Raw genomic sequence first — 23,011 nt, 5'->3', positions numbered from 1 at the left:
GTCAGCCCTTGAGCTGCGCGTTCTCGAGGTGCAGCTGCCCGCCGCCCTCGACCCAGACGCCGTCGACCTCGGTGCTGGTCGCGGTGACCACCGTGGACTGCAGCGGCACGATCAGCGGAACCTGCTGGTTGATGATCGTCTGCACCGTGCCCCACTTCTCGGCACGCGCGGCCTCGTCCGGCTCGGCGACGGCATCCGCGAACGCCTGCTGGAAATCGGGGTCGACCCAGTTGCACTCGCAGCGGCCCTCGAGGTAGAAGTTCAGCGAGTATGCGGGCTCCGGGGGCGTCGACTGGAAGTTGGGCACGATGTAGCCGGGAAAGCTCTTGCCCGCCGGGTAGAACGAGTCCACCCAGGTGCCGATGTCGTTGTTGTCGATCTTGAGCGTGATGCCGATCTCCTTCAGGCTCGCCTGCAGGATCTCACCGCTGGTGTTCCACTCGGGGTACTGCCCCGCGATGCCCCACCAGGTGAGTGTGCTGCCCTCGGTGATACCCACCTCGGCGAACAGCTCCTTGGCCTTGTCGAGGTCGTAGGAGTAGTCGGTCAGGTCGCCGCCGAACCACGGGTTCACTTCGCCGAGCGCGTTGTTGGTGGGCGAGACCGTGCCCTGCCCGTAATACGCGGCCTCGAGGATGGCCTCGCGGTCGGTCGCGTAGGCGAGAGCCTGACGTGCGCGCACGTCGTTGAACGGAGCGGACTGCGTGTCGACCTCCCACGACGGCCACTGGCTCGGGTTCTCGGGCCTGACGAGCGCGATGTCGCCGCCGCCCTCGAGGCCCGCGACGTCACCCTGCGGAACGGACCACAGCACATCGAGATCGCCCGAGCGCAGGCCCGTGACGGCAGCGGTGGATTCGGCGGCCTTGACGATCGTGATCTCGTCGAGCGCGGGGTCCTCACCGAAGTACTCGGGGTTCGGCACGAGGGTCAGGCTGTCGTCGGGCGTGAACTTGTCGACGATGTAGGGACCGGTGCCGATCGGCTCCTTGTCGATCGTGTCGAGCGCGTCGACGTCGAGCATCTTGACCCAGACGATGCCGGCGGCGAAGGTCGCGATCGGCTCGGAGAGCGTGATGACGACGGTCTTCTCGTCGGATGCGGTGACATCCGTCACCATGTCGATCTTGTTCTTCTCCTGGGTCGCGGTCTCGGGGTCCAGGTAGTAGTCGAACGATGCCACGGCATCCTCGGCGGTGAACGGGTCGCCGTTGGAGAATGTGACGCCTTCGCGGAGGGTGAAGGTCCAGGTCTTCTGGTCCTCCGAGGCCTCCCACTTCTCGGCGAGGTCGCCGACGATCTCACCGGACTCGTCGGTCTTGGTCAGGCCGTTCCAGAGCAGTGGGAACAGCACCTCCTCCCAGGCGAACGTGCGGATGGCCGGGTTGAGCTGCGGGATGCCCTGCGCCGCGGCGACGGTGAGAGTGCCACCTTCCTGCGCCTGGCCGTCGGAGTTCGACGGGGTGCTGCTGCAGCCAGCGGTGATGAGCACGGCGGTGAGCAGCGCTGCTCCGCCGAGCAATACACGACGACGCGACATGGGTGCCTCCAAGGGTCGGGTGATGCATGAGGTGAGTAAGGGTTTCGCTATAGCATGTAGCAAACGCGCAGATACGTCTAGAGCGAATCGAGCGGATGCGATCACGTTCTGGTCACGTCTCCGCGGGTCGTCATCCCGCCACTCAGGAGAAATCTGCCATAGCATCGAGCGAACGATCACGCGCCCGCTCGACGAGCTGACCGCACCGCGGATCGAGGAGGGCACCCGAATGCGCAGCGTCTCGGATCAGAACATCGCCGAACAGGTCACGGACGAGCTGCGCTCGGCCATCCACTCCGGCGAGCTCGCCCCCGGGGAGCGCCTCGTCGAGCGAAAGCTCGCCGACCGCCTCGGTGTCAGCCACATCCCGGTGCGCGAGGCCCTGACCCGCCTCGCCGAGGAGCGCCTCATCACGCGCGAGCCCCGTCGCGGCGCGCGCGTCGCCCAGTTGAGTGCGCAGGACCTCGAGGAGATCTCGAGTCTGCGCATCGTGCTCGAGCAGTTCATGGCGATCCGCGTGCAGGAACGGTGGAACGAGGACTCGGCGGCGCGGCTCGGTGCGATCATCCAGGCGATGTCGGATGCGGCTCCGGGAGACATCGACGAGGTGCTGCGCCAGGATCGCCTCTTCCACGAGACCCTCGCCGATCTCGCCGAGCACCGCTTCCTGGACGAACTGAGCGGACAGCTGCGCGGTCGCATCACGGGCTTCCTGCACGCCGCCAACGCCGCCCTCGACCCCGCCGAGCAGGAGGAGCACGTGCGCAGTCACCAGCAGATCGTCGACGCGATCGCGAGCGGCGACCCCGAGAGGGCGCAGGCCGTGATCGCCGAGCATGTGACGCGGGCGGTCCGGCGCATCACCCCGTCCGCCGAAACCGATTGACGCGCCCCGTGCCGCCGAAGACGATCGTCCTCACCGGAGCATCCGACGGGATCGGGTCCGCTGCCGCCCGCCAGCTCGCGGCGTCCTCCCACCGGCTCATCCTGGTCGGCCGGTCCGCCGAGAAGACCCGCGCCGTCGCCGAGGAGACGGACGCCACGTGGTTCACCGCCGACTTCGCGCGTCTCGACGACGTGCGAACCCTGGCCGAGAAGATCGCGGATGCCGTCGGCGATGACGGCATCGACGTGCTGGCGAACAACGCGGGCGGCATCTTCGGCGACCAGACCCCGACCGTGGACGGCTTCGAGAAGACCATGCAGGTCAACCACCTGGCACCGTTCCTGCTCACGAGCCTGCTGCTGCCGCAACTGCTGGCATCCGGGGGCGCGGTCGTCAACACCTCGAGCATCGCCCATCGCCTCTTCGGCCACCTCGATGTCGACGACCTCGACAACACCCGTCGCTTCAGCCCGAACAAGGCCTATGGCGATGCGAAGCTCGCGAACGTGCTGTTCGCCAAGAGTCTGCACACGAAGTTCCATGCCGACGGACTGAGCGCGGTCGCCTTCCACCCCGGCACGGTGCAGACGAACTTCGCATCGGACTCGTCGAGCATCATGCGGCTGCTGTACCGCACGCCGCTCAAGCACCTCATGCTCATCGGGGCGGACAAGGGCGGTGCCACTCTGCGCTGGTTCATCGAGGGAACCCCCGATGAGACCTGGTTCTCCGGCGCCTACTATGACGAGCGACAGCTCACCGCGAGGGTCAACCCCCAGGTGAACGACGCCGCCCTCGCCGAGGCTCTCTGGCAGCGCAGCGCCGCCCTGGTCACGCCCTAGCCCCCTCCCCACCTCCTTCGCGATGCACGGCTTCCCGTCGAGTGCACTGCTTCGTCGCGTCACGGAGCCGTGCACTCGCAGACATCCCGTGCACTCGCGAGGGGGTGGCCGGACTCAGACGACGAGGTTGCCCGCGTCGACCACGCGGTCGCCCTCGCCAGGGAAGGCTGCGCGGGTCACGCCCGACTCGACGTTGCCGGTGTGCAGGAGCGTGGATGCGCCGCCGAAGGCACCATCCGCCAGCTCCAGCGCTCCGCCCTCGAACCGGTTGCCGACCGCACGGTAGTGGGTCGCCCCCTTCTTGAGCGAGACGTGCGACGCCGACCCCTCGGCACGGAAAGTGCTGTCCGACAGGGCCAGGTGCAGCTCGCCGTCGCCGGTCCGGGAGATGCCGGTCCCACCCTTGATCGCGACATCCGAACCCGCGATCTCGACCGCTTGCCGCTCACCCCGCGCGGCATCGATGCGGGCGTTGCGGAGCGTCGAGCCCTCGAACCGCAGGTGCCCGGATGACGACACGATCGGCGCCGCGTCGTCCGCCGCGTTCAGCGTCGAGCCACGGAACGTGACCGCACCCGAGCCGGCGATCTTCATGCCGCCGACCCGGTCGAGCACGGTGTCGACGAACGTGACGGGCGTCTTCACCGTGGCGTTGGTGAGCTCGCCCGGGGCGACGAACGTGAAGTGCGAGTCGGCGATCACGGTGGGCCGCCCCGAGTTGTCGGACGCCTGCGTGATCACGAGGGTGTCGGATGCGGTGCACCCGCGCAGCTGCGCGCCGTCGGCGTTGATCCACAGCATCCCGGAGCCGGCGAGCGACGGCTTGCCGACCACCTGCACGTCTTCGAGCGTGAGATCGGTGATGCGCACGCGGGCGACGAACCACGAGCACACGTGCTTGCACACCGTGATGCGCTTGGCCGCAGACCCCCAGGCCGCACCGGAGTTCGCGAAGGTCATGAGTCCCGAGTTGCCGGTGTAGGTGAGATCGTGCTCGTACTGGCCGTGGGTGACGAACGGCCCCTGGTCGTCACCGTCGCCGTGGCAGTTCTCCACCAGGCAGTACGCACTCGCGGTGAAGTCGTTCAGGTGCCGGGCGTTCGCGGTGTGGCAGTTGGCGACGTATCCGTAGAGGCAGTAGATCTGCTGCGTCAGGTAGCCGGCGCCTCCCCAGGTGACCGAGGTCGGGTTCTTGAGCGTGCAGCTCACCGTCGAGTAGTAGGTGTTCCACCGGCGCTGGATGAGCGGCCAGAAGGTCCCCGTCCCATCGATGTGGTCCACGTCGCAGCGCACCGCGTACTCGAACGCCAGCGGGTGGGAGCCCGTGTACTCGTCGGTCCCGGTGCCCAGGAACTTCAGGTTCGACACCGTCACGTCCTGCACCGGCACCACACGCCGCCAGGTCATCGTGCGGTCCTTGCCGAGCGGCCAGCCGTTCTTGTAGTTGATGCGGATGTGCGTGCCATCCACGATCTGCGTCACCTGCACGAGGCGCTGCAGCTCGCGCTCCCACCGACCTGCCAGGGCGTTGACCTCGGCGGCGTACCAGTCGCCGACGGTGAAAAACGAGGAGTCGGCCACCGGGAAGACGTCACCGAGATCGGGGACAGCCTCGTTCAGTCGCGCCTCGTGGACGGCATCGGTCACCTCGCCACGGAAGAACATGACCGCCGCGAAGGGATCATCCTTCCCCGCGTTCTCGATGCCGTCGGTCGTCATGAGGTGACCGCCGAAGTCGAACGCGATGTTCGACCGGGAGAATCTGTGCCGGCGCACGAAGTTGAGGTCGCTGTGCGCCTCGATGCGGTGGATGCTCGCGTCGTTCACCATCGCGTCGAGCGCATCATCGGCGGCGATGCTCGCATCCTTGATCCCGAACATCCGGAAGTCGACGATCCCGTCGTGCACGAGCACCCAGGCGCCACCCTTGGGCCCGGCCAGCACGGTGCCGCCGTTGGCCGCCGGGGCATCCTTCTTCACAAATCGGTACAGACCGTCGCCGCCGTCTCCGACCGCCGCGTACCCGGTGGTGCGCACGAGGTCGCCGTCCTTGCCCTTGCGCTTGGCGAGTGCGGCGGCCGTACCGCCGTTGGCGACCGAGTCCGAGCCTGAGGAACTCTGCGGTGCGATCGGGTCGGCCGCTCGCGCGGGCGACGAGGTGCCGACGGCGGCCACGCCGCCCAGTGCGGCCGCACCGAATCCGGCGAGCAGCATGCGCCGGCTGCGCAGGGCCGCCGTCTCGCTACGGGTGTCATCCAGCTGGGTCATGGTCATCCTCCTTGCGGCTTCATCGCCGCGCTCTGGCGTCGGTCCGGCCCTCCGGCCGGGACGCATCATCCGATCGATCCCCAGTCCCCAGTGCTCTCTCCGAGCGCATCGCTCAGAAGTAGTCGCCCGCCGTGAAGTGGCGGATGCCGTGCAGTCGCGGCGCGCGGCGGAGCGGGCAGATCATCCCGGTGCGGTCGTCCTGGCGCACAGCCTCGGGGGCGAAGTCCCTCATCACGCGCTCGTCCTCCGGCAGCGCGGGCACCGCGAGATCGCAGGATCTCACACCGGCGGATGCCCAGTCCGCGGAAACCGCGGCGAGCAGGGCGCGGTGCACTCCGGCCGGATCGTCGGCGTCCGGGAGCACGGCACTTTCCAGGAGGGAGCCGATCTCGCCGCGGTGCTCGGCGATCGCGTATCCGAGAACGGCCGATCCCTCGACCCGCCGGTACAGGGTCGTCCCGCTCATCCGCACCTCCGCCATCGCCCAGTCCCGCTCGCTGCGCACCGGCGCGAGGACGACGCGCCCCTCGCGCGAGCGCTCGTAGACCGCTCTCACCGTGTCGAAGCTTCCGGGCCCGACGGGTTCGGTCACGACCGGAGTCACCGCAGGGGCGGACATCGCGCATGCCCCCCAGCGCCCGGCGAGGGCCCGCGGCATCGAGAAGGTCTCGAACCTGCTCGAGCGGTACACCTCCGGCGCACCGGTGAACAGCAACGCCCAGTCAGCGCCCTGCCCGACTTCCAGGGTCGCGGCGACAAGTCGACGCGCGAGCCCCTGACCTCTCGCATGCGCGGCGACCGCGACGCTCCCGATGGCGTGCACCTCGGCGATGCCACCCTCGGACTCCCGGAGGCGCTTGGGCAGGCCGTAGATGGATCCGCAGAGACCCTCGTCGTCTTCAGCCACGAGCGTGTGCGCAAGCCGCTCGCTGTCGACGACCCACTGGTCGGGGGTGAGCGGAGGCGCGAACGCCGTCGCCCACAATGCCGCGAGCCCGGCCTCATCCTCCGCGACAGCAGCGCGGATCCTCGCCCCGCTCACCGCTCACCCCGAGCGATCTCGGCGGCACGGATCGTGTTCGCCACGACGACACGCGCCGCCGACCACGCGGCGACCGTCGCACCCTGTGGCGCCGCATCGAGCAGCGCACGGATCAGGCCGCGGAACCCGAGCGTGTCGTTCGCGTCTTCCCCGTCGAGAGCGACGGAACGGATGCCTCCGCGGGTGATCACGTCGACCGTGTACACGTCCGGACCGGGCACTCCCGTGACGAGCGCCTGCACCGGCACCTCGCGCTGCGCTCCGGGAAGCCGCAGTGTCACGTCGAACCCCGCGGCATCCTCGGATGCGGTGCCGGATCCGCTGCGCACGCGGGTCCAGCCCGATCCTTCGACCAGCACCGCCCCCGGCAGGACGACGTCGAGCATCTCCCAGGCGTGCACCCCGACCGTCATGAGCGTGCCTCCGCCGCGCAGCGGGTCGTCCTGCCAGGAGCGGTCGGGCAGCTGGAAGGCCGCGTTGTCGTGCTGAGCATGCACGCGGAGACCGAGCACCTCGTCCGCATCGACCTCGGCTGCAAGGGCGACGAGCGCGGGGGCGAACCGGAGGACCGAGCTCGTGCCGATGGGGGCGGCCGACGATGCCAGCGCGCGATCCACGTCCCCGAGCTGATCCGCCGTCGCCGCGATCACCTTGTTCACGAAGACGGGTGCGGACGCCGCGCCGAGAGCCCGCAGGACCGGCGCGACCTCGTGCGGCCGCGGCGTCGCGATGACGAGGTCGGGCCGCAGCGCGAGCATCTCGCCCACGGATGCCGTCGCCACACCGCCGAAGCGCGCCGCGAACGCAGTGGCCGTTGCCGCGTCCGCATCGTGGACTCCGAGGACCTCGGCGCCGAGCGCACGGACGTTGACGGCGTCGGTGTACGGATGCGAGTGCGCGAGTCCGGCGAAAGCAACACGCAGCGGCGACCGGGTCATGCCATCGAAGACAGCTGGTCGCGGGAGACGGTGTGCGCGAGGGGACGACCTGCGGCGAAGGCGTCGAGCTCGTCGGCGACGATCCGCCCCTGGCGCAGCCGTCCCTGGCTCGTGCCCGCCGCGCGGTGCGGGGTCACGAGCACCCCGGGCAGCGAGCGAAACGGGCTGTCCGTGGCGAACGGCTCCTCGTCGAACACGTCGACCGCGGCGCTGATCCGGCCGCTCCGCAGCTCATCGATCAGCGCGACCTCATCGACCAGCCAGGAGCGCGCCGTGTTCACGAGTCCGGCGCCGTCGCGCATGAGTGCGAGCTCGCGCCGACCGATCAGGTGATGCGTCTCCGGGAGGGTGGGCGCGTGCACGGCGACGATCTGCGCGCGCTGCAACGCCTCATCGAGCGACACGAGCTCGGCTCCGAGAGCTGCGGCCTCCTCCGCGTCGATCGTCGGATCGACCAGCAGCGCCTCGGCGCCGACCGCTCGGATCAGCTCCAGATATGCCCGTCCGGTGCGCGAGGCGCCGATCACGGCGATGGGCGCGCCGAGGATCTCACGCTGCACGCCCACGGCGTCCGCGTCCCACCACCCCGCGGTCTCCCGCAGCGCGTTGTGCATCTCGGGCACCCGGTGCAGCAGTGCGAGCGTGAACGTCAGCGACACCTCGGCCACCGATCGCGCCATCCCCGCGCCCGCCTGAGTGACCAGGATGCCGCGGTCGAACACCGCATCGGTCGCGAAGGGCTTGATCGTGGCACCGGTGTGTGCGATCAGCTGGAGCTGCGGCAGCGCGGCGAGCACGGCGGCGTCGAACGGCCCGACGCCCCAGCTCGTGATGACGATGCGCGCCTGGGCGAGCTCCGCATCGGAGAGCCGGTCCACGCGCACGAATGCGCCGCCCAGCCCCGCGGCGACCACACGCAACCGCTCGGCATCCTCCGGCGAGAAGAACTCCGCGAAGAGCTCGTCCGAGACGACCGCGACCACGGTCGGCGCACTCGTCGCAGCACTCATGCCAGCCAGGCCTCGAGGTTCTCGGCGATGAAGGCGTCGTCGTTGAGGGCGGGGTACGCGCGACGCACCCGCTCGATCTCCTCGGACTGACCCGGCGAGAGCCCTTCCGCGGGATCGAGGCACCAGATGCCGTCGAGCAGACCCTGCTGCCGGAGCATCTCGTGGACGCCCGCGATCACCCCGTGGAAGTCGTTGCCCGGATCGAACACCGCCTGATTGACGTCGACCATGTCGGATGCGACGAGCCCGAGCTCACGGTACGCCTCCGCGTCTCCGCCCATCGCGCGCTGCGCGCGTTCGAGCAGACCGACCGCGGCACGGGTCCCGACCGCCCACTGTCCGAGCAGCCCACCGACGAAGCGCAGCGTGCGCGGTCCGGTGGGCGAATCCACGTGGAACTCGGAGAGCAGATCGGCGACGATCGCGTCGTCGTTGCCGGTGTAGAGCGCGATCTCGTCGGCACGGCCGGAGGCGGCGACGCCGCGCACGAGTTCGAGGGTGCGGTACCGGTCAAAGGGCGCGGCCTTGACGGCGACGACGGCCGGGATCGAGGCGAACTCCCGCCAGAACTCCCGGTCGAGCACCGGCCCACCGATCGCCGTCTGCAGATAGAAGCCGACGACCGGCAGCACCTCGCCCACGGCGCGGGCGCGTTCGAGCAGGGCACGCTCGTCGGCGCCCGCGACGCGAGGACTCACCAGGACGGCGTCGTAGCCCAGCCCGCGGGCGAGCTCTGCCTCGGCGACGGCCTGAGCCGTGCCGCCTGCGACGCCCGCGATGCGCACGATGTCGTCACCCGCGCGCGCATCCATCTCCTCCGCGGCGAGCGCCAGCACGGGCTCGAAGAGGGCGTGCTCGGGGTCGCGGATCTCGAACTGGGTCGTGTGCACCCCGACGGCGATGCCCCCGGCACCGGCATCGAGGTAATAGCGGGTGAGCGCGCGCTGTCGACGCTCGTCGATGCGTCGCTCGGGCGTGAGCGCGAGCGGGTGCGCCGGGATCACGGCGCCACGGGCGAGGGTCGCGGCAGCCTTCGGTCGCAACCGGGGAACGGCCATCAGAACTTCCCGTCCCGGACGGCCCACTTGGTCGGCTTGGCGATCATGGGCAGGGCGGCGTCGATCCACTCGGCCTGCAGGCCGATCAGGGTCTCGGCCGACACCGACGGATAGCCGAACAGCGCCATGCAGCGGCGGGCGTCGCTGAGCAGCGCGGTCGGCTGCGGCTCGTCGACGATCTCGACCTCACGGCCGAACAGGGTGCCGAAGCGGCGGGCGATCGACTCGACGCTCAGCAGCTCCGGTCCGGTGAGGTTGATCGTGAACGGGTCGGTCGAGGCGTGTACGAGGCTGCGCAGCACGACCTCGTTCGCGTAGCCCTGCCAGATGACGTTGACGTTGGCCGTGGCGACCGACACGGGCTGCCCCGCGTGCACGGCGCTGCCGATGTCGGCGAGCACGCCGTAGCGCAGGTCGACGGCGTAGTTCAGGCGGATGATCGCGACCTTGGTGCCGCGTTCCTGAGCGCCGAACTCGAACACGCGCTCCCGGCCGAGGCAGGACTGCGCGTACTCGCCGATGGGCGCGGGCGAGACCTCTTCGGATGCTCCGCCGGAGGAGGCGGGCAGGAAGGGGCAGATGTTGCCGGTCGAGAGCACCGAGATCGCGCTGTCGCGGTAGCGGCGGGCGACGCGGTCGGGCAGGGCGGCGTTGACCTCCCACGCCCAGGAGGCGTTGGTGGCGGCGCCGAACTTCGCGCCGACCATGAACACCACGTTCGGAGCATCCGGTAGCGAGGAGAAGTCGTCGTTCTCGATCAGGTCGAACGGGACGACCTTGACGCCGGCGTTCTCCAGACGCTCGCGGATCGCGGCGTCACCGAAGCGGGAGACGGCGTGGACGGCGTCTCCCTGACGCCCGGCCGCGTCCATCCCGCGGCGCGCGAGCATCGCAAGCGTCGGGCCCATCTTGCCGCCGGCGCCGAGGATCACGAGGTCGCCCGCCCCGCATGCGAGGTCCTCGATGAGGCCGGCGCTCGGTGTCGCGAGAGCCTCCTCGAGTTCCGCCTCTGAATCGAATCTGTGCTGAGTCACGTTGCTGCTTTCCCTTCTTCTCAGCCCTTGATGCCCGTACCGGCCACGCCCTCCTGCACGTACCGCTGAGCGATGAGGTACGCGAGGAAGATGGGCAGCAGCGCGACGACGGATCCGGCGAGCATGGTGCTCAGCGGGACGTTCTGCTGTTGCAGCGACGAGATGCCGACGGTGAGTGTGAACATCGCGTTGGACTTGGCGATGATGAGCGGCCACAGGAAGTCGTTCCAGTGCCACAGGAAGACGAAGATCCCGAGAGTGGCGAGGATCGGCTTGCACAGCGGCAGCACGATCCGCAGGAAGATGCGGAACTCTCCCGCTCCGTCGATGCGCGCGGCCTCGAACAGCTCATCGGGCAGCCCCTGGATGAACTGACGCATCAGGAACACGGCCTGCGCGTTGGCGAGCGACGGCAGGATCAGACCCCAGTAGGTGTCGACGCCGCCAAGGTTCGCCATCAGGATGAACGTCGGGATCAGGGTGACGTGGAACGGGACCATCACCATCGAGAGGAACGACCAGAACATCACCTCCTTGCCGCGGAAGCGCTTCTTCGCGAAGGCGTAGCCCGCGAGCGCCGAGAGGAACAGCACCGCGACGACCGAGACGAGCGAGTAGATGAGGGTGTTGCCGAGCCAGCCGAGGATGTTCTGCCCTGCGAGCACCTGTTCGTAGGCGTCGAAGGAGATGTCCGTCCACGGCAGCAGCGACCCGGGCAGCTCGACGACCATGCCGGGCTTCAGGCTCAGCACGACCATCGCGTAGAAGGGGAAGAAGCTGAGGATGCCGGCCAGACTCAGCCAGATCCAGCGCCCGACGATCCCCCACCCGGTCGGCTGGAGTGCACGGTAGGCGCGGCGCTGCTTCGTCGACATCTTCGGCGGCGTCGTCGAGGTCTGCGTCGGAGGCTGCAACAGAGCGGTCATTTCTGCTTTCCGATCACCAGGCGCTGGATGAGCGCGACGACGAGGGTCATGATGAACAAGGCCACACCGATCGCCGCCGCGTAGCCGTAGTCGAAGTAGCGGAAGCCCTGGTCGTAGAGCATGTACACGAGCGAGTAGCTGGCGTTCGCCGGTCCACCCTGGGTCATGACGTAGATGACGTCGAACACCTGGAAGGCGGCGGTCGTCTCGATCACCGCGAGGAAGAAGAACGTCGGGCGCAGCACCGGGAGGATGATGTACCGGAAGCGCTGCCAGGCGTTGGCACCGTCGACCAGGGCCGCTTCCTCGAGCTCGCGCGGGACATCCTGCAGCGCGGCGATGAGGATCATCATCCCGTAGCCGAACCGCGACCAGACGCCGACCACGATGATGGCCGGGATGACGAGGACGGTGCTGCCGAGCCAGGATCCGCCGAGACCCAGCGGGGTCATCAGGGCCGACCAGGGGCCGTTCGCGGAGAAGATCCAGACGAAGATCGACCCGGCCAGCACGAGCGAGGTGATGACGGGGAGGAAGAAGATCGAGCGGAAGAACCGCGCGCCGCGGAAGGCGCGGCGCACCCCGAGGGCCATTACGGTGGAGAGCACCAGCGCGATCGGGACCGCGAACACCGTGTAGATGAGAGTGGTGCCCATCGCCCGCCAGAACAGCGGATCGGCGATCATGCGCTGGAAGTGGTCGAGTCCGCGCCAGGCGATCTCGCCGGTGATGTCGTAGTCGAAGAAGCTCAGCGCGACCCCGACGATGCTCGGGCCGAAGCGGAAGGCGATGAACAGGAGGAAGGCGGGGAGCACGAAGAGGAACGCGATCCGCGCCTCTCGTCGCGCGAGAACCCGCGTGACCCGACCTGCGGGCCTCTTCGCCGTGGTTGCCGTCGTCATCAGTGGTACCTCACGTGGGGGGAGTGAAGGGGGCGGGGGCATGCGGAGTTCGGGCTCCGCATGCCCCCGGTACTGCTTACTTCTTGACCAGCGGCGCCGCGGCGGCCGCAGCATCCTTCAGCGCGTCCTCCGGGGACTTGTCCCCGAGCAGAGCCGCCTGGATCTCCGGAGCCAGCACGCCCATGAGAGCACGCGATGAGGCGTTGAGCTCGCCGACCGTGGTGTCGGGGACGTACTTCTCGACCTCGCCGAGCAGCGGGTCGTCCGCGTACAGCGGCTCGGTGGTGCTGAGCGCCGAGAAGAAGCCGGCGGCCTTGAGGTACGGCTCGACGACGTCGGCGCCGGTGGCGTATTCCGCGAACTTCGCGGCCGCATCCTGCGCCTTGGAGCCCTTGAGCACCGAGAGCGACCCGACGGTGCCGTAGGCCACGGACTCCTTCTCGGTGAGCGGGGCGAGGACCTTGACGTTCTCTTCACCCCAGAACGGCACGACCTCGGTGACGGCGTTGTTCCACGTGCACGCGACCCTGCCCTGAGCGACCGCGGTCTGCTCGAGCGGGACGTTGGTGGTGAGCGCCTCGGGGTCGAGTGCACCGGCCTCGGCCAGATCGGTGAGGAAGGTCAGCGCCTGCGTGCCTTCCTTGCTGTCGAACCCGACGTCGCCGTCCTTGGTGTAGACCTCTCCACCCGCCTGCCACAGCAGCGGGTAGTAGGTGAGGTTCAGGGTGTTCTCGGCGGAGGCCGGGTAGTTCAGGGTGTACATGCCCTTCTCGGTGAACTTCGGCGCCATCGCGGTGATGTCGTCCCAGGTCTCGGGGTACTCGGTGACGCCGGCTGCCTCGAAGGCGGCGGCGTTGCAGATGAGCGGCATCGCACTGGTGAGGACTGGGGCGCCGAGGATGTCTCCGTCGAGCGTGACTGACTTCTTCACGTTCGGCAGGAGTTCGCTCTGGCGCTCCTCGCTCAACAGGTCGTTGAGCGGAGCGATCGACTTCTGGTACGCCGAGAGCTGGTCGGGGATGAGGTAGACGACATCCGGGCCCTTGCCCGCCGCGATCGCGGTCTGGAGCGCCTCGTCGCGGTTCGCCCACGGGAAGATCTCGTAGGTGACGTTGATGTTCTCGTTCTTCTTCTCGAAGTCGGCGATCGTCGAGTCCCAGAAGTCCTTGTGCACCGCCTCGTCGGCGATGACGGGGTAGAGCCAGACCGTGATGTCCTGCTCACCCTCTGCGGTGCTGCCTCCGCCGGCCGAACATCCGGCCAACAGGGTGGCGGCCGCGACTCCCGCGGCGACGCCGATGAACTTGCTGACGCGCATGGTGCTCCTTTGCTTGAACCGTGCTGAGTACGGTTCATTATGACACTGGGATGGGATAATTCGTCAAGTACAAGTTCGCAGAGGCTTGTTTCAGGCGTGTTTCCCGTTCGAGAACATCAAAGCTTGATCTGAGAATTCGGTGTGCTAATTTGATCGCACCCGACGACGGAGAAGAAGAAGGGACAGCACATGGCCGTGACCAGTCCACTCTCGATCGTTGCGCGATCCGCCCTGCAGCTGCGCGACACGGGTCCCGCGACCGTCAACGATCTCTCCCGATCGCTCGAGATCTCGCGCACCTCCGTCGAGAACGCGGTGACCGCGCTCGGAGACTCGGGGCTGATCGTCGACGCGCCGGTGCGGAACGGCGGCGGTGCGGGGCGACCGGCCCGCCGCTACATGTTCCACGCCGCCGCCGGGACCGTGGTGGGCGTCGACATCGGCGTCGCGAGCGTCCGCGTCGTGCTGGCCGATCTGGCCGGACTCGTGATCGCGCAGCGCAGCTACACCGGTGTCGCCGCGCAGCCGGACGGCGCCTCGAAGCTCGCAGCCGTGATCGATGACGTGCGTCGCACGCTCGCCGCCGTCTCCATCCCCGCCTCCAGAGTGCGCGCGGTCGGCGTCTCCCTCCCTGGCATCGTCGACGACGCCGGGCGGGTGACCACCTCGGTCGTCATCCCCGAGTGGTCGGGCATCGACATCGGCTCCCAGCTGCGACACGCCCTCGGCTGCCCGGTCGCGGTCGACAACGGCGTGCGTCTGGCCGCGGTCGCCGAGCACCACCTGGGTGTCGCGCAGCTGGTCGACGACGTCATCTACCTCTCGGTCGGCAACCGCATCGCGATGGGACTCATCCTCGGCGGTCGCCCGCGCCGCGGCATCCACAACGCCGCCGGAGACATCGGCCGCCTCGCCTTCCGCGGTCTGAACACCGAGACCGGGCAGATCTCGTGGCGCACCGCCCCGACGGCAGCCGAGGTCTTCGCGAAGGCACGCGGCGGCGACGCCGCGGCGCAGCAGGAGCTCGACGGCTTCATCGATGAACTCGCCCATGGCATCGCCACCCTGACGATGACGGTCGACCCGGCGATGATCGTGATCGGCGGCGGACTCTCCGCGGCGCACGAGCAGCTGCTCGCCCCCCTGCGGGCCGCCCTGCCCGGCCACCTCGGGCTGCCGTTCCAGGTGCCGATCGCCGAGGCCCGTCTGGGCGCGGAGGCCGCAGCGCACGGTGCCGTCGTGCACGCCTTCCAGCGGCATGCCGCCCAGATCTACGGCATTGAGGACATGCCGGCCCCGCCGATCACGCCCCTGCTGCACGAGTCGGCCGCAGCCGATGACACGGACGTCGAGAACACCGAGGAGAAGCAGTGAGCACGTTGAAGGTCGGACTCATCGGCGCGGGAGGCATCTCGCGCGTGCACGCCGACGCCTGGCGGGCGCTCGGCGTCGAGGGGTACGTGACGTCCCTCGTCGGGGCCGAGGAGATCGCCGAGGAGTACGGGTTCGAGCTCGTCGCCGATGTCGACACCCTCATCGGACTGGTCGACCTCGTCGACATCGTGACCCCCAGCAGCACCCACGCCGACTTCGCCCTGCGTGCGATCGGCCGTGGGCGCGATGTGATCTGCGAGAAGCCGCTCGCGGCGACCGCCGAAGCCGCGACCACCGTCGCCCAGGCCGCCGAGGAGGCGGGCGTGCGACTCTTCCCCGCGCACGTCGTGCGGTACATGGGCGAGTACGCGCAGATCAAGGCGGGGATCGACGCAGGTCGCATCGGCGCCCTCGCGGTGCAGCGGTTCAGCCGAGCCGGCTCCGCCCCACAGACGCCCTGGTTCTTCTCGGAGAGCACCGGCGGCGGTGTCATCCGCGATCTGATGATCCACGACATCGACCAGGCGGTGTGGTTCGCCGGCCCCGTCGCCACCGTCTACGCGGTGCAGAACCCGCCCACCGTCGAGGACCGGGTTCCCGCGCCCGTCACCGCGCACGTCGTGCTGACCCACCGCAACGGGGTGATCAGTCACCTGCACGCCAGCTGGGTGGCACCGGGGATGCCGTTCCGCACCAGCGTCGAGGTCACCGGCTCCGAGGGGCGCCTGCGCTACGACAGCGCCGAAGACCACGCCCTGCGCACCGACGCGGTGCTCGACGCCGGAGCCACCGACTACCTGCCCCCGATGTCGCCGGAGGAGAGCCCGTACTACGCCGAGATCGCGGACTTCGTGGCCGCCCTCCGCGAGGGACGTGACGCCACGGTCGGTCCCGCTGACGGCATCGAGGCCGTCGCCGTGGCCGAGGCCGCGTACGCCTCGATCGCCGCCGGTGCGCCGGTCGCGCTCCCCCTCCACGACGACTCCGCCCGCTCCGAGACCGAGGAGGCCGCCCGATGACCGCTCCCGCCGCCCTGCGGATCGCCGTCCTCTCCTTCGCGCACACGCACGCCCTGAGCTACGTGCACGCGCTGAAGGCGATGCCGTCGATCGAGCTCATCACCGCCGACCCCGACGGCGCGACGGCACCGGACGACGCCCCTCGCGGTGCCGCCCTGGCCGCCGAACTCGGCGTCGCGTACGTCGAGACCTACGACGAGGCCTTCGCATGGAAGCCCGACGCCGTCGTCATCGCCGCAGAGAACTCCCGGCATCGCGCCCTCGTCGAGCGTGCGGCCGCCGCCGGAGTGCACGTGCTGTGCGAGAAGCCCCTGGCCACGACCGTCGAGGATGCCGTCGCGATGCGCGATGCCTGCGACCGGGCCGGCGTCATCCTGATGGTCGCCTACCCGGTGCGCTTCGCCCCCGGCGTGCGCGATGCGATCGACGAACTGCGCAGTGGTCGCCTCGGGCGGATCCTCGGAGTCACGGGCATCAACAACGGCAAGCTCCCACAGGACCGGGCATGGTTCACCGACCCCGAGCTGGCCGGCGGCGGCGCCCTGGTCGATCACGTCGTGCACTGCGCCGACATCCTCGACGAACTGCTGGGCGAGCGGGCGCAGTCCGTCCGCGCCGTGTCGAACAGCATCCTGCACGCACAGCGAGAGCTCTCGGTCGAGACCGGCGGGCTCGTCACGATCCAGTACCCGAGCGGCGTGATCGCCACGATCGACTGCTCCTGGAGCTGGCCGATGAGCTCGGCCACGTGGGGCGGACTCACGCTGCAGATCGTCGCCGAGCGCGGCACCATCACGGTCAGCCCCTTCGCGAAGGGCGTCGCCGGGCACGACGCGCAGGGCGAGACCTGGAGCCCGGTGGGTGCGGATCTCGACGCGCTGCTGCTCGACGAGTTCGTGCACGCCCTGGGTGCGGGGCGACAGCCCCAGCCGGATGCCAGCGTCGGCATCCGCACGGTCGAGATCGCCAAGGCCGCCCAGGCCTCCGCTGCGCGCGGCGGCGAGGTCGTCGCGCTCATCTAGACCGGACCCGACGGACCACACACGGCAGAGAGGCCCCGCATGCAGACCCCGCAGACGACCACCGGATGGCGGCAGCGTGCGCTGGCGGTGATGCCGGTCGGCTCGAGCACGAACTCCAAGACGCCGACCCTGCTGCCCGACGAGCCGGAGGTGATCGTCCGCGGACGAGGATGCCGCGTCTGGGACGACCGCGGACGCGAGTTCATCGACTACCGGTGCGCCCTCGGTCCCGTCACGCTCGGCTATGCGGATCCCACCGTCGACGCCGCGATCCGCGCCCAGCTCGACGACGGCATCCTGTTCGGCCACCCGCATCCGCTCGAGACGACGACCGCCGAGCTGTTCTGCTCGCTCGTGCCCGGTGCCGAAGCCGCTCGCTTCCTGAAGACCGGCGGCGAAGCGCTGGCCGCCGTGATCCGCATCGCCCGCGCGCACACCGGCCGCGACCGGGTCGTGCAGATCGGATACAACGGCTGGCTCAATTCCCTCGCCGCGGGCGCCAGGGTGCTCCCGGGGGCGACCTCGGACGCCGTGGCCGGAGTCCCTGCGGCCCTCGCCGCCCTGCACCATGCAGTCGCCTGGGACGACCGTGCGACCCTCGACCGCCTGTTCCTCACCCGCGGCTCGGAGATCGCGGTCATCCTCGTCGCGGCCGACTACCCCGCCGTGCCCGACGCCGCCGACTTCTACCGCTACCTGCGCGAGCTCGCCGACCGGCACGGCGCGCTGCTGGCCTACGACGAGATGGTCACCGGCTTCCGGGTGGCCCTCGGTGGGATGGCCGAGGCGACCGGGGTGCTCCCCGACCTGTCGGTGTTCGGCAAGGGGATCGCGAACGGGATGCCGCTCGCCGTCTACTGCGGGCGACGTGAGGTGCTCGCCGTGCTCGACCGCGGCGAGGTCGTCGTGACCTCGACGTACGGGGGCGAGACCCTCTCGCTCGCGGCGGCCACGGCGACGATGACCGCGATCCGCGACCGCGGCGTGATCGCCCGCCTCCATGCGTCCGGAACGCGACTGCAGGATGGTCTGAACGCGCTGTTCGCCGAGGTCGGCTCCGGCCTCCGCCTCGTGGGACACCCCGCGTGCCTGCAGTTCGTGGGGCCGAACGAGGAGCTGCAGGCATTCCTGCGGGCGGCCTTCCGCGTCGGGCTCTCGTTCTACCGCGTGGTCTACGTCAACGCCGCCCACACGGAGGCCGACATCGACGAGACGCTGCGCCGCGCCGCCGTGGCCGCTCGTGAGGCGACAGCGTGACCGGCATCGACGCGCACACGCATCTCGACGAGGGCCGTTTCGACCCCGAGGTGTTCGAGGCAGGCGCGCGGCTCGGCATCGACCTGTTCCTGTGCAGCAACATCGGGGGCTTCCAGCCCCACCCGAACCTCGACGAGGTCAGGCGGATGAACGCCGTGCTGGCGGGGGAGCTGCGCCGCCACCCCGATCGGCTGCGCGGCTACTGCTACGTCAATCCGCGCTTCGGCCGCGACAGCCTCGACGACCTGCGGCGCAACGTCGAGGAGCGCGGGATGATCGGCATCAAGCTCTGGATCGCGACACTCGCCGACGATCCGCTCACCGATCCAATCCTCGAATACGCCGCGGAGCACCGCCTGATCGTGCTCGCCCATGCCTGGCGCAAGACCATCGGCCGCTTCCCCTACGAATCCACGGCCGATCACATCGCGGCCGCCGCCCGACGCCATCCCGACGCACGTTTCCTGATGGCGCACCTGGGCGGTCAGCCGGAGTCGGCGGTGAACACCGTTCGCTCGGTGCCGAACATCGCGGTCGACACCTCGGGCACGATCATCGGCGCTGGCGAGGTCGCCCTCGCCGTGCAGCGACTCGGTCCCGACCGGGTCGTCTTCGGGTCGGACCTGCACCACATCGACCTCGCGGCCAACGTCGGCAAGGTGCTCGGGGCCGGACTCGACACCGACACGGAGGAGCGGGTGTTCGGCGGCACGGTCGCCCGCTGGCTCACGGAGGTGGCCGCGTGACCGCCCAGGCGCACCGGATGCTGCGCGCCTTCGCCGACCTCGGCGCCACCGACACCACGTGCTTCGTGGGCCAGTGGCCGTATCGGCTCTCGTCCGCCGCGGATGCCGATGACCTGCGCGCCTACGCCCACCGCTTCGGGCTGCGCTCCGTCTGGGTCTCGCACCTGGCATCACTGTTCGGCTTCGACACCCGCACCGGCAATGAGGCCGTGCTCTCCTCCTGCGCAGACGACCCGCTGTTCCGCGTGTGCGTGACGCTCGACCCGCGCGACCCCGGCTGGCAGGACGAGCTCGACGACGCGGTGGACGCGGGTGCCCGGGGCGTCCGCGTCGCTCCGGGGTTCCACCGCTATGACGTCGCCACCGTGCGCCCGGTGCTCGAAGCGTGTGCCGAACGCGACCTCCCGCTGCAGCTGATCGCCCGGCTCGACGACGCCAGGGTGCGGCATCCGCTCTCCCCCGCGGTCGACGTCGAGGTGCACCGGATCGCGGACCTCGTGCGGGAGACCCCTGCACATCCGCTGCTGCTGAGCGGCCTCAACCGGGCGGACTGGATCGAGCTGAACCGGCACCTCGGCGACAGCGCCCCACGGGGGCTGCGTCTGGACCTGTGGCACGTCAACGGGCCGACGCACGTCGCCGACCGGCTCGGGGACGACCCGGAGCGCTGGGTCTTCGGCAGCGCATTCCCCGTGCAGACCCCCGAGGCGACGGCCCTACAGCTCGCGGCATCCTCGCTCTCGGCCGAAGCACGGTGGGCGATCACCACTGGCAACACCGCGACACTGCTCCCCTGAGGCCCGCGGGCGCTACCCGAGGTGGAAGCTGCCGATGTCGGTGCGACCGTGTCATCGAGAGGTCATGCGGCGTCTGGGAGAGGCGGGCACGGAGCCGCGAGAGCCGCACCTTGGCAGCCGGTTCGCCGATGCCGACGGCTTCGCGGATCGTGAAACCCTCAAGCGCCGTCAGCACGGCGAGGTGTCGATCCTGCTCGCGGGTCGTCGAGAGAACCTCGCGCACCCAGCGGGCACGGGAGCAGTCCTTCTCCGCGACCAGCTCCGCGGGGTCGGGAGCATGCTCCCGGTGCGGAAGACGATCGAGGAACCTCCGGTACCTGCGTCGGGCGCGACTCGCATTGAGGTGCACGCTCTGCGTCGTGACCAGCATCCAGGGCATGGTCACACTCCTCGTGGTGCGCGGATCCGTGGACACCGTTCCCAGGCGACAGGAGTATGCTGGCGCGTTGGGTCGCTCGACCCGAAGAGTCCCGAAAGGCGGTGATGGCGATGTCCGGTGATAGTTACGACGCCGCCTTCGCTGCGTCGCGACTCCCTGCGCTCTCGCGTTGATCCTCCGATCCGCACGCGCACGTCCTTCCCGCAGCGTCGGTGGCGTCATCCGCCCCCTGACGAATCCGCGCACGGAGTTCTCCGCTGCCGTGCGCCCGCGAGAACGGAGCCGCATCATGGCGCTCATCGACAACGGCGTGTACGTCCACGGACGTCGCGTGGAGACCCCCAAGAACCTGGACGAGACCTACCGGATGCTGGATGCGGCCGGGGGCATCGCCTGGATCGGGCTGTACCGGCCCAGCCCCGAGGAAGTGGCCTCGGTCGCCCGGGAGTTCGACCTGCACCCTCTCGCCGTCGAGGATGCGCTCTCCGGGCACCAGCGCTCGAAGGTGGAGCGCTACGGCGACACCCTGTTCGCCGTCCTCCGCCCCGCCCGGTACCGCGACAAGGAGGAGTCGATCGAGTTCGGCGAGCTGCACCTCTTCGTCGGCCCTGATTTCGTGGTGACCATCCGCCACGCCGAGTCGCCGAACCTCGCCGCCGTCCGGATGCGCATGGAGGCCCACCCCGAGCTGCTCGCGATGGGACCGGAAGCGGTGCTCTACGCGATCCTCGACGAGGTCGTCGACGGGTACGAGCCGATCGTGGCGGGACTCCTCAACGACATCGATGAGATCGAGGACCAGCTCTTCGGCGACGGCGCCGACGACAGCGCGCTCTCCCGGCGCATCTATGAACTCTCCCGCGAAGTGATCAACTTCCAGCGGGCGGTGCATCCTCTGAGCGGGATGCTGGAGTGGCTGCGTCGCGGGTCCGAGAAGTACCGCATCGACGAGGAGCTGCAGCGGTCGCTGCGTGACGTCCTCGACCACACGATCCGCGTCAACGAGCGGGTCGACTCGTTCCGGGCCATCCTCGAGAACGCGCTGACCGTGCACTCCGCGCTCGTGGCCCGCCGCCAGACCGAGGCCGGGCTCGCACAGAACGACGAGATCAAGAAGATCTCCTCCTGGGCGGCGATCATCTTCGCGCCGACGCTCGTCGGCACGGTCTACGGGATGAACTTCGACGTCATGCCCGAGCTGCACTGGGCCTTCGGGTATCCGATGGCGATCGGCGCGATGGCCGCGTTCGCCGTCGCCCTGTACGGGGTGTTCAAGTATAAGAAGTGGTTGTGATCGAGCGGGGGTCGTTGCGCCGGGCATAGCCGCGTGCACTCTGCGCCGACAGGGCGAGCAGCACGAGGATGTCGAGGGCCACGCTCGCGAGCGATGTGCGGAACGTCACGGGGATGCCGGCGTTCCACCAGTCGAGGAACACGACGATGATGCTGAGCGAGGCGAAGCTCATCGCCACGATGCGCGCCCAGTTGGCTCCGGCGAACACGAGCCCGGCGAGCACGCCGTAGAACACGTACCAGACGCCGAGCGCGCAGAGACCGATGACGATCAGGAGATCGGCGACGTCCCCGGGCACCGCCTCCAGGCCGTTCTCGGAAGAGAAGACCTCTTCGCTGATCGCCGCCCAGTTCAGCGCGTAGATGAGGATCGAGATGAACCCCCACGCCACGCGGAGCGACATCAGCACGGCGCCGAGCCCCGTGGCCAGTGGGCGTTTCATGAGAGCCCCCGCAGTTCCGTGACCGGTGCCTGCTCCTCGGGCTCCCCGGCGGAGCCCGAGGCAGGTGCCTTCGTGACGCCGCGGAGATCGATGACCGGCAGGTCGCCGTCGGTGTGGATGCTGTCGCCGCCGCCGTTTCGCGAGTGATAGCCCGTGGAGAAGTCGCGGATGATGACGATCCGCACCCCGCTGTGCGCGCGGCGCAGCGTGCCGACGATGTGATCGCGTTCGATATCGATGTCCGCATCGATCTTGTGGGTGATCTGGAGGGTGAAGAGCGAGAAGCCGACGGCCCGATCGAAGGTGCCGGCAGCCACCCAATCCACGCGGTGACCGCCGGGCAGCATCCACCCCTCGGGGCAGCGCCAGAACCGCACGTGGTGCCGCTTGGCCGGGTTGCCCTCGACCTCCTGCTGATATGCGAGGTCCTGCCGACGACCGAACAGGAAGAGCGGGCTGACCGGCGCCTCGTCGTAGCTGCGCCGCAGCACGGTCGACAGCACGATGCGCCACGTCGACTCCGCGGTGATGTCGTCGGCACGCGTCCATCCGGCTTCGGCCATGGACCGGGTGAGCTGCTCCTCCGAGCCGAGGACGGCCAGGTTCACCGGGTCGCCGAGCAGGCCGTCACTCGTGCGTGCGCGGCCGATGAAGTAACTGGGCACGTAGATGCGCGTGAGGATCGCGTGCAGTCTCGGCAGGACGAGGTAGGCGAGGAGCAGCCAGAACGCGACCGCGAAGGCGATGGCCCACCAGCCCCACGAGAACGCCTCGGTGACGATGAGGTACGCGAGCCAGACCGCGGCCAGACCGGCGAACACGAAGAAGGCGTCATCGAGAGCCGCGTTGACGGAGAACCTCTGGCGCTGGACCAGAGGATCCCGCTTCTTCACCGGTTCCGCCATGCCCACATCCTA

The 23,011-nt window shown here is 69.4% G+C and carries 22 protein-coding genes; 9 read left to right on the top strand and 13 right to left on the bottom strand.

The features are described 5' to 3' along the window. Position 1: 1 nt before the first annotated feature. The gene (locus tag FGL91_RS05705; RefSeq protein WP_194239319.1) at positions 2 to 1,540 is read right to left on the bottom strand and encodes an ABC transporter substrate-binding protein; all 1,539 of its coding nucleotides are present in this window, start codon (positions 1,538 to 1,540) and stop codon (positions 2 to 4) included. Positions 1,541 to 1,769: 229 nt separating this feature from the next. On the opposite strand from FGL91_RS05705, the gene FGL91_RS05700 reads away from it, so the two are divergent. Together FGL91_RS05700 and FGL91_RS05695 are read left to right on the top strand one after the other, a co-directional pair. Beyond that, positions 1,770 to 2,426: a GntR family transcriptional regulator gene (locus tag FGL91_RS05700; RefSeq protein WP_131492784.1), complete on the top strand. Its 657-nt coding sequence runs from the start codon at positions 1,770 to 1,772 to the stop codon at positions 2,424 to 2,426. A gap of 8 nt (positions 2,427 to 2,434) precedes the next feature. Continuing rightward, positions 2,435 to 3,268, top strand: coding sequence for an SDR family NAD(P)-dependent oxidoreductase (locus FGL91_RS05695; RefSeq protein WP_165875447.1), 834 nt, complete (start codon positions 2,435 to 2,437; stop codon positions 3,266 to 3,268). A gap of 114 nt (positions 3,269 to 3,382) precedes the next feature. On the opposite strand, the gene FGL91_RS05690 is transcribed toward FGL91_RS05695, so the two are convergent. The 9 genes from FGL91_RS05690 to FGL91_RS05650 form a co-directional block, all read right to left on the bottom strand. Further along, on the bottom strand, positions 3,383 to 5,536 hold the full coding sequence (locus FGL91_RS05690) for a peptidase C14 (RefSeq protein ID WP_153243318.1): 2,154 nt from the start codon (positions 5,534 to 5,536) through the stop codon (positions 3,383 to 3,385). Between the two features lie 112 nt (positions 5,537 to 5,648). Beyond that, the gene (locus FGL91_RS05685; protein ID WP_131492789.1) at positions 5,649 to 6,578 is read right to left on the bottom strand and encodes a GNAT family N-acetyltransferase; all 930 of its coding nucleotides are present in this window, start codon (positions 6,576 to 6,578) and stop codon (positions 5,649 to 5,651) included. Next, positions 6,575 to 7,516: a hypothetical protein gene (locus tag FGL91_RS05680; RefSeq protein ID WP_131492791.1), complete on the bottom strand. Its 942-nt coding sequence runs from the start codon at positions 7,514 to 7,516 to the stop codon at positions 6,575 to 6,577. The genes FGL91_RS05685 and FGL91_RS05680 overlap by 4 nt, the downstream gene beginning before the upstream one ends. Beyond that, complete coding sequence (locus tag FGL91_RS05675; RefSeq protein WP_131492793.1) at positions 7,513 to 8,526, bottom strand: hydroxyacid dehydrogenase; 1,014 nt, start codon at positions 8,524 to 8,526, stop codon at positions 7,513 to 7,515. The genes FGL91_RS05680 and FGL91_RS05675 overlap by 4 nt, the downstream gene beginning before the upstream one ends. Next, complete coding sequence (locus FGL91_RS05670; RefSeq protein WP_153243317.1) at positions 8,523 to 9,584, bottom strand: dihydrodipicolinate synthase family protein; 1,062 nt, start codon at positions 9,582 to 9,584, stop codon at positions 8,523 to 8,525. Before FGL91_RS05670 ends, FGL91_RS05675 begins: the two co-directional genes overlap by 4 nt. Then, positions 9,584 to 10,618 (bottom strand): NAD-dependent epimerase/dehydratase family protein, encoded by a 1,035-nt coding sequence (locus FGL91_RS05665; RefSeq protein ID WP_153243316.1) that lies wholly within the window; start codon positions 10,616 to 10,618, stop codon positions 9,584 to 9,586. Before FGL91_RS05665 ends, FGL91_RS05670 begins: the two co-directional genes overlap by 1 nt. Positions 10,619 to 10,638: 20 nt before the next feature. Further along, positions 10,639 to 11,544, bottom strand: a complete 906-nt coding sequence (locus FGL91_RS05660; RefSeq protein WP_131492799.1) for a carbohydrate ABC transporter permease — start codon at positions 11,542 to 11,544, stop codon at positions 10,639 to 10,641. Continuing rightward, positions 11,541 to 12,446: a carbohydrate ABC transporter permease gene (locus tag FGL91_RS05655; protein ID WP_131492801.1), complete on the bottom strand. Its 906-nt coding sequence runs from the start codon at positions 12,444 to 12,446 to the stop codon at positions 11,541 to 11,543. The genes FGL91_RS05660 and FGL91_RS05655 overlap by 4 nt, the downstream gene beginning before the upstream one ends. A gap of 76 nt (positions 12,447 to 12,522) precedes the next feature. Beyond that, the gene (locus tag FGL91_RS05650; RefSeq protein ID WP_131492803.1) at positions 12,523 to 13,764 is read right to left on the bottom strand and encodes an ABC transporter substrate-binding protein; all 1,242 of its coding nucleotides are present in this window, start codon (positions 13,762 to 13,764) and stop codon (positions 12,523 to 12,525) included. A gap of 189 nt (positions 13,765 to 13,953) precedes the next feature. Here FGL91_RS05650 and FGL91_RS05645 point away from each other — a divergent pair, with 189 nt between their 5' ends. Genes FGL91_RS05645 through FGL91_RS05620 form a run of 6 tightly spaced genes read left to right on the top strand, consistent with a single transcriptional unit; the run spans position 13,954 to position 19,979 of the window. Next, entirely contained in the window at positions 13,954 to 15,138 is a 1,185-nt protein-coding gene (locus FGL91_RS05645) for an ROK family transcriptional regulator (protein ID WP_131492805.1), read from the top strand. Next, the gene (locus tag FGL91_RS05640; RefSeq protein ID WP_153243315.1) at positions 15,135 to 16,157 is read left to right on the top strand and encodes a Gfo/Idh/MocA family protein; all 1,023 of its coding nucleotides are present in this window, start codon (positions 15,135 to 15,137) and stop codon (positions 16,155 to 16,157) included. The genes FGL91_RS05645 and FGL91_RS05640 overlap by 4 nt, the downstream gene beginning before the upstream one ends. Next, positions 16,154 to 17,179 (top strand): Gfo/Idh/MocA family protein, encoded by a 1,026-nt coding sequence (locus tag FGL91_RS05635; protein WP_131492809.1) that lies wholly within the window; start codon positions 16,154 to 16,156, stop codon positions 17,177 to 17,179. Before FGL91_RS05640 ends, FGL91_RS05635 begins: the two co-directional genes overlap by 4 nt. 39 nt (positions 17,180 to 17,218) lie before the next feature. Beyond that, on the top strand, positions 17,219 to 18,436 hold the full coding sequence (locus FGL91_RS05630; protein ID WP_153243314.1) for an aminotransferase class III-fold pyridoxal phosphate-dependent enzyme: 1,218 nt from the start codon (positions 17,219 to 17,221) through the stop codon (positions 18,434 to 18,436). After that, positions 18,433 to 19,182: an amidohydrolase family protein gene (locus tag FGL91_RS05625; protein WP_131492813.1), complete on the top strand. Its 750-nt coding sequence runs from the start codon at positions 18,433 to 18,435 to the stop codon at positions 19,180 to 19,182. The genes FGL91_RS05630 and FGL91_RS05625 overlap by 4 nt, the downstream gene beginning before the upstream one ends. Continuing rightward, complete coding sequence (locus FGL91_RS05620) at positions 19,179 to 19,979, top strand: hypothetical protein (RefSeq protein ID WP_131492814.1); 801 nt, start codon at positions 19,179 to 19,181, stop codon at positions 19,977 to 19,979. The genes FGL91_RS05625 and FGL91_RS05620 overlap by 4 nt, the downstream gene beginning before the upstream one ends. Here the strand turns inward: FGL91_RS05620 and FGL91_RS05615 are convergent. After that, positions 19,945 to 20,358 (bottom strand): hypothetical protein, encoded by a 414-nt coding sequence (locus FGL91_RS05615; RefSeq protein WP_153243313.1) that lies wholly within the window; start codon positions 20,356 to 20,358, stop codon positions 19,945 to 19,947. The two genes, FGL91_RS05620 and FGL91_RS05615, sit on opposite strands and share 35 nt — an antisense overlap. Before the next feature lie 289 nt (positions 20,359 to 20,647). Between FGL91_RS05615 and FGL91_RS05610 the strand changes: the two genes are divergently transcribed. Continuing rightward, the gene (locus tag FGL91_RS05610) at positions 20,648 to 21,652 is read left to right on the top strand and encodes a magnesium and cobalt transport protein CorA (protein ID WP_047523995.1); all 1,005 of its coding nucleotides are present in this window, start codon (positions 20,648 to 20,650) and stop codon (positions 21,650 to 21,652) included. Here the strand turns inward: FGL91_RS05610 and FGL91_RS05605 are convergent. After that, positions 21,630 to 22,094 carry a hypothetical protein gene (locus FGL91_RS05605; RefSeq protein ID WP_153243312.1) on the bottom strand — a complete coding sequence of 155 codons (465 nt, stop codon included), beginning with the start codon at positions 22,092 to 22,094 and terminating at the stop codon, positions 21,630 to 21,632. The genes FGL91_RS05610 and FGL91_RS05605 overlap by 23 nt on opposite strands. After that, positions 22,091 to 22,999 carry an LssY C-terminal domain-containing protein gene (locus tag FGL91_RS05600; protein ID WP_153243311.1) on the bottom strand — a complete coding sequence of 303 codons (909 nt, stop codon included), beginning with the start codon at positions 22,997 to 22,999 and terminating at the stop codon, positions 22,091 to 22,093. Before FGL91_RS05600 ends, FGL91_RS05605 begins: the two co-directional genes overlap by 4 nt. Between the last annotated feature and the right edge of the window lie 12 nt (positions 23,000 to 23,011).

The organism is Microbacterium sp. CBA3102 (assembly GCF_007954505.1).
Taxonomy (GTDB): Bacteria; Actinomycetota; Actinomycetes; order Actinomycetales; family Microbacteriaceae; genus Microbacterium; species Microbacterium aurugineum.
This window is presented reverse-complemented; position numbering and strand designations above follow the sequence as displayed.

What these genes read in the sequence shown, in the direction of transcription:
- FGL91_RS05705 (WP_194239319.1), bottom strand. Translation starts at nt 1,540, where the DNA reads ATGTCGCGTCGTCGTGTATTGCTCGGCGGAGCAGCGCTGCTCACCGCC.
- FGL91_RS05700 (WP_131492784.1), top strand. Translation starts at nt 1,770, where the DNA reads ATGCGCAGCGTCTCGGATCAGAACATCGCCGAACAGGTCACGGACGAG.
- FGL91_RS05690 (WP_153243318.1), bottom strand. Translation starts at nt 5,536, where the DNA reads ATGACCCAGCTGGATGACACCCGTAGCGAGACGGCGGCCCTGCGCAGC.
- FGL91_RS05680 (WP_131492791.1), bottom strand. Translation starts at nt 7,516, where the DNA reads ATGACCCGGTCGCCGCTGCGTGTTGCTTTCGCCGGACTCGCGCACTCG.
- FGL91_RS05675 (WP_131492793.1), bottom strand. Translation starts at nt 8,526, where the DNA reads ATGAGTGCTGCGACGAGTGCGCCGACCGTGGTCGCGGTCGTCTCGGAC.
- FGL91_RS05670 (WP_153243317.1), bottom strand. Translation starts at nt 9,584, where the DNA reads ATGGCCGTTCCCCGGTTGCGACCGAAGGCTGCCGCGACCCTCGCCCGT.
- FGL91_RS05660 (WP_131492799.1), bottom strand. Translation starts at nt 11,544, where the DNA reads ATGACCGCTCTGTTGCAGCCTCCGACGCAGACCTCGACGACGCCGCCG.
- FGL91_RS05655 (WP_131492801.1), bottom strand. Translation starts at nt 12,446, where the DNA reads ATGACGACGGCAACCACGGCGAAGAGGCCCGCAGGTCGGGTCACGCGG.
- FGL91_RS05650 (WP_131492803.1), bottom strand. Translation starts at nt 13,764, where the DNA reads ATGCGCGTCAGCAAGTTCATCGGCGTCGCCGCGGGAGTCGCGGCCGCC.
- FGL91_RS05645 (WP_131492805.1), top strand. Translation starts at nt 13,954, where the DNA reads ATGGCCGTGACCAGTCCACTCTCGATCGTTGCGCGATCCGCCCTGCAG.
- FGL91_RS05635 (WP_131492809.1), top strand. Translation starts at nt 16,154, where the DNA reads ATGACCGCTCCCGCCGCCCTGCGGATCGCCGTCCTCTCCTTCGCGCAC.
- FGL91_RS05630 (WP_153243314.1), top strand. Translation starts at nt 17,219, where the DNA reads ATGCAGACCCCGCAGACGACCACCGGATGGCGGCAGCGTGCGCTGGCG.
- FGL91_RS05615 (WP_153243313.1), bottom strand. Translation starts at nt 20,358, where the DNA reads ATGCCCTGGATGCTGGTCACGACGCAGAGCGTGCACCTCAATGCGAGT.
- FGL91_RS05610 (WP_047523995.1), top strand. Translation starts at nt 20,648, where the DNA reads ATGGCGCTCATCGACAACGGCGTGTACGTCCACGGACGTCGCGTGGAG.
- FGL91_RS05605 (WP_153243312.1), bottom strand. Translation starts at nt 22,094, where the DNA reads ATGAAACGCCCACTGGCCACGGGGCTCGGCGCCGTGCTGATGTCGCTC.
- FGL91_RS05600 (WP_153243311.1), bottom strand. Translation starts at nt 22,999, where the DNA reads ATGGCGGAACCGGTGAAGAAGCGGGATCCTCTGGTCCAGCGCCAGAGG.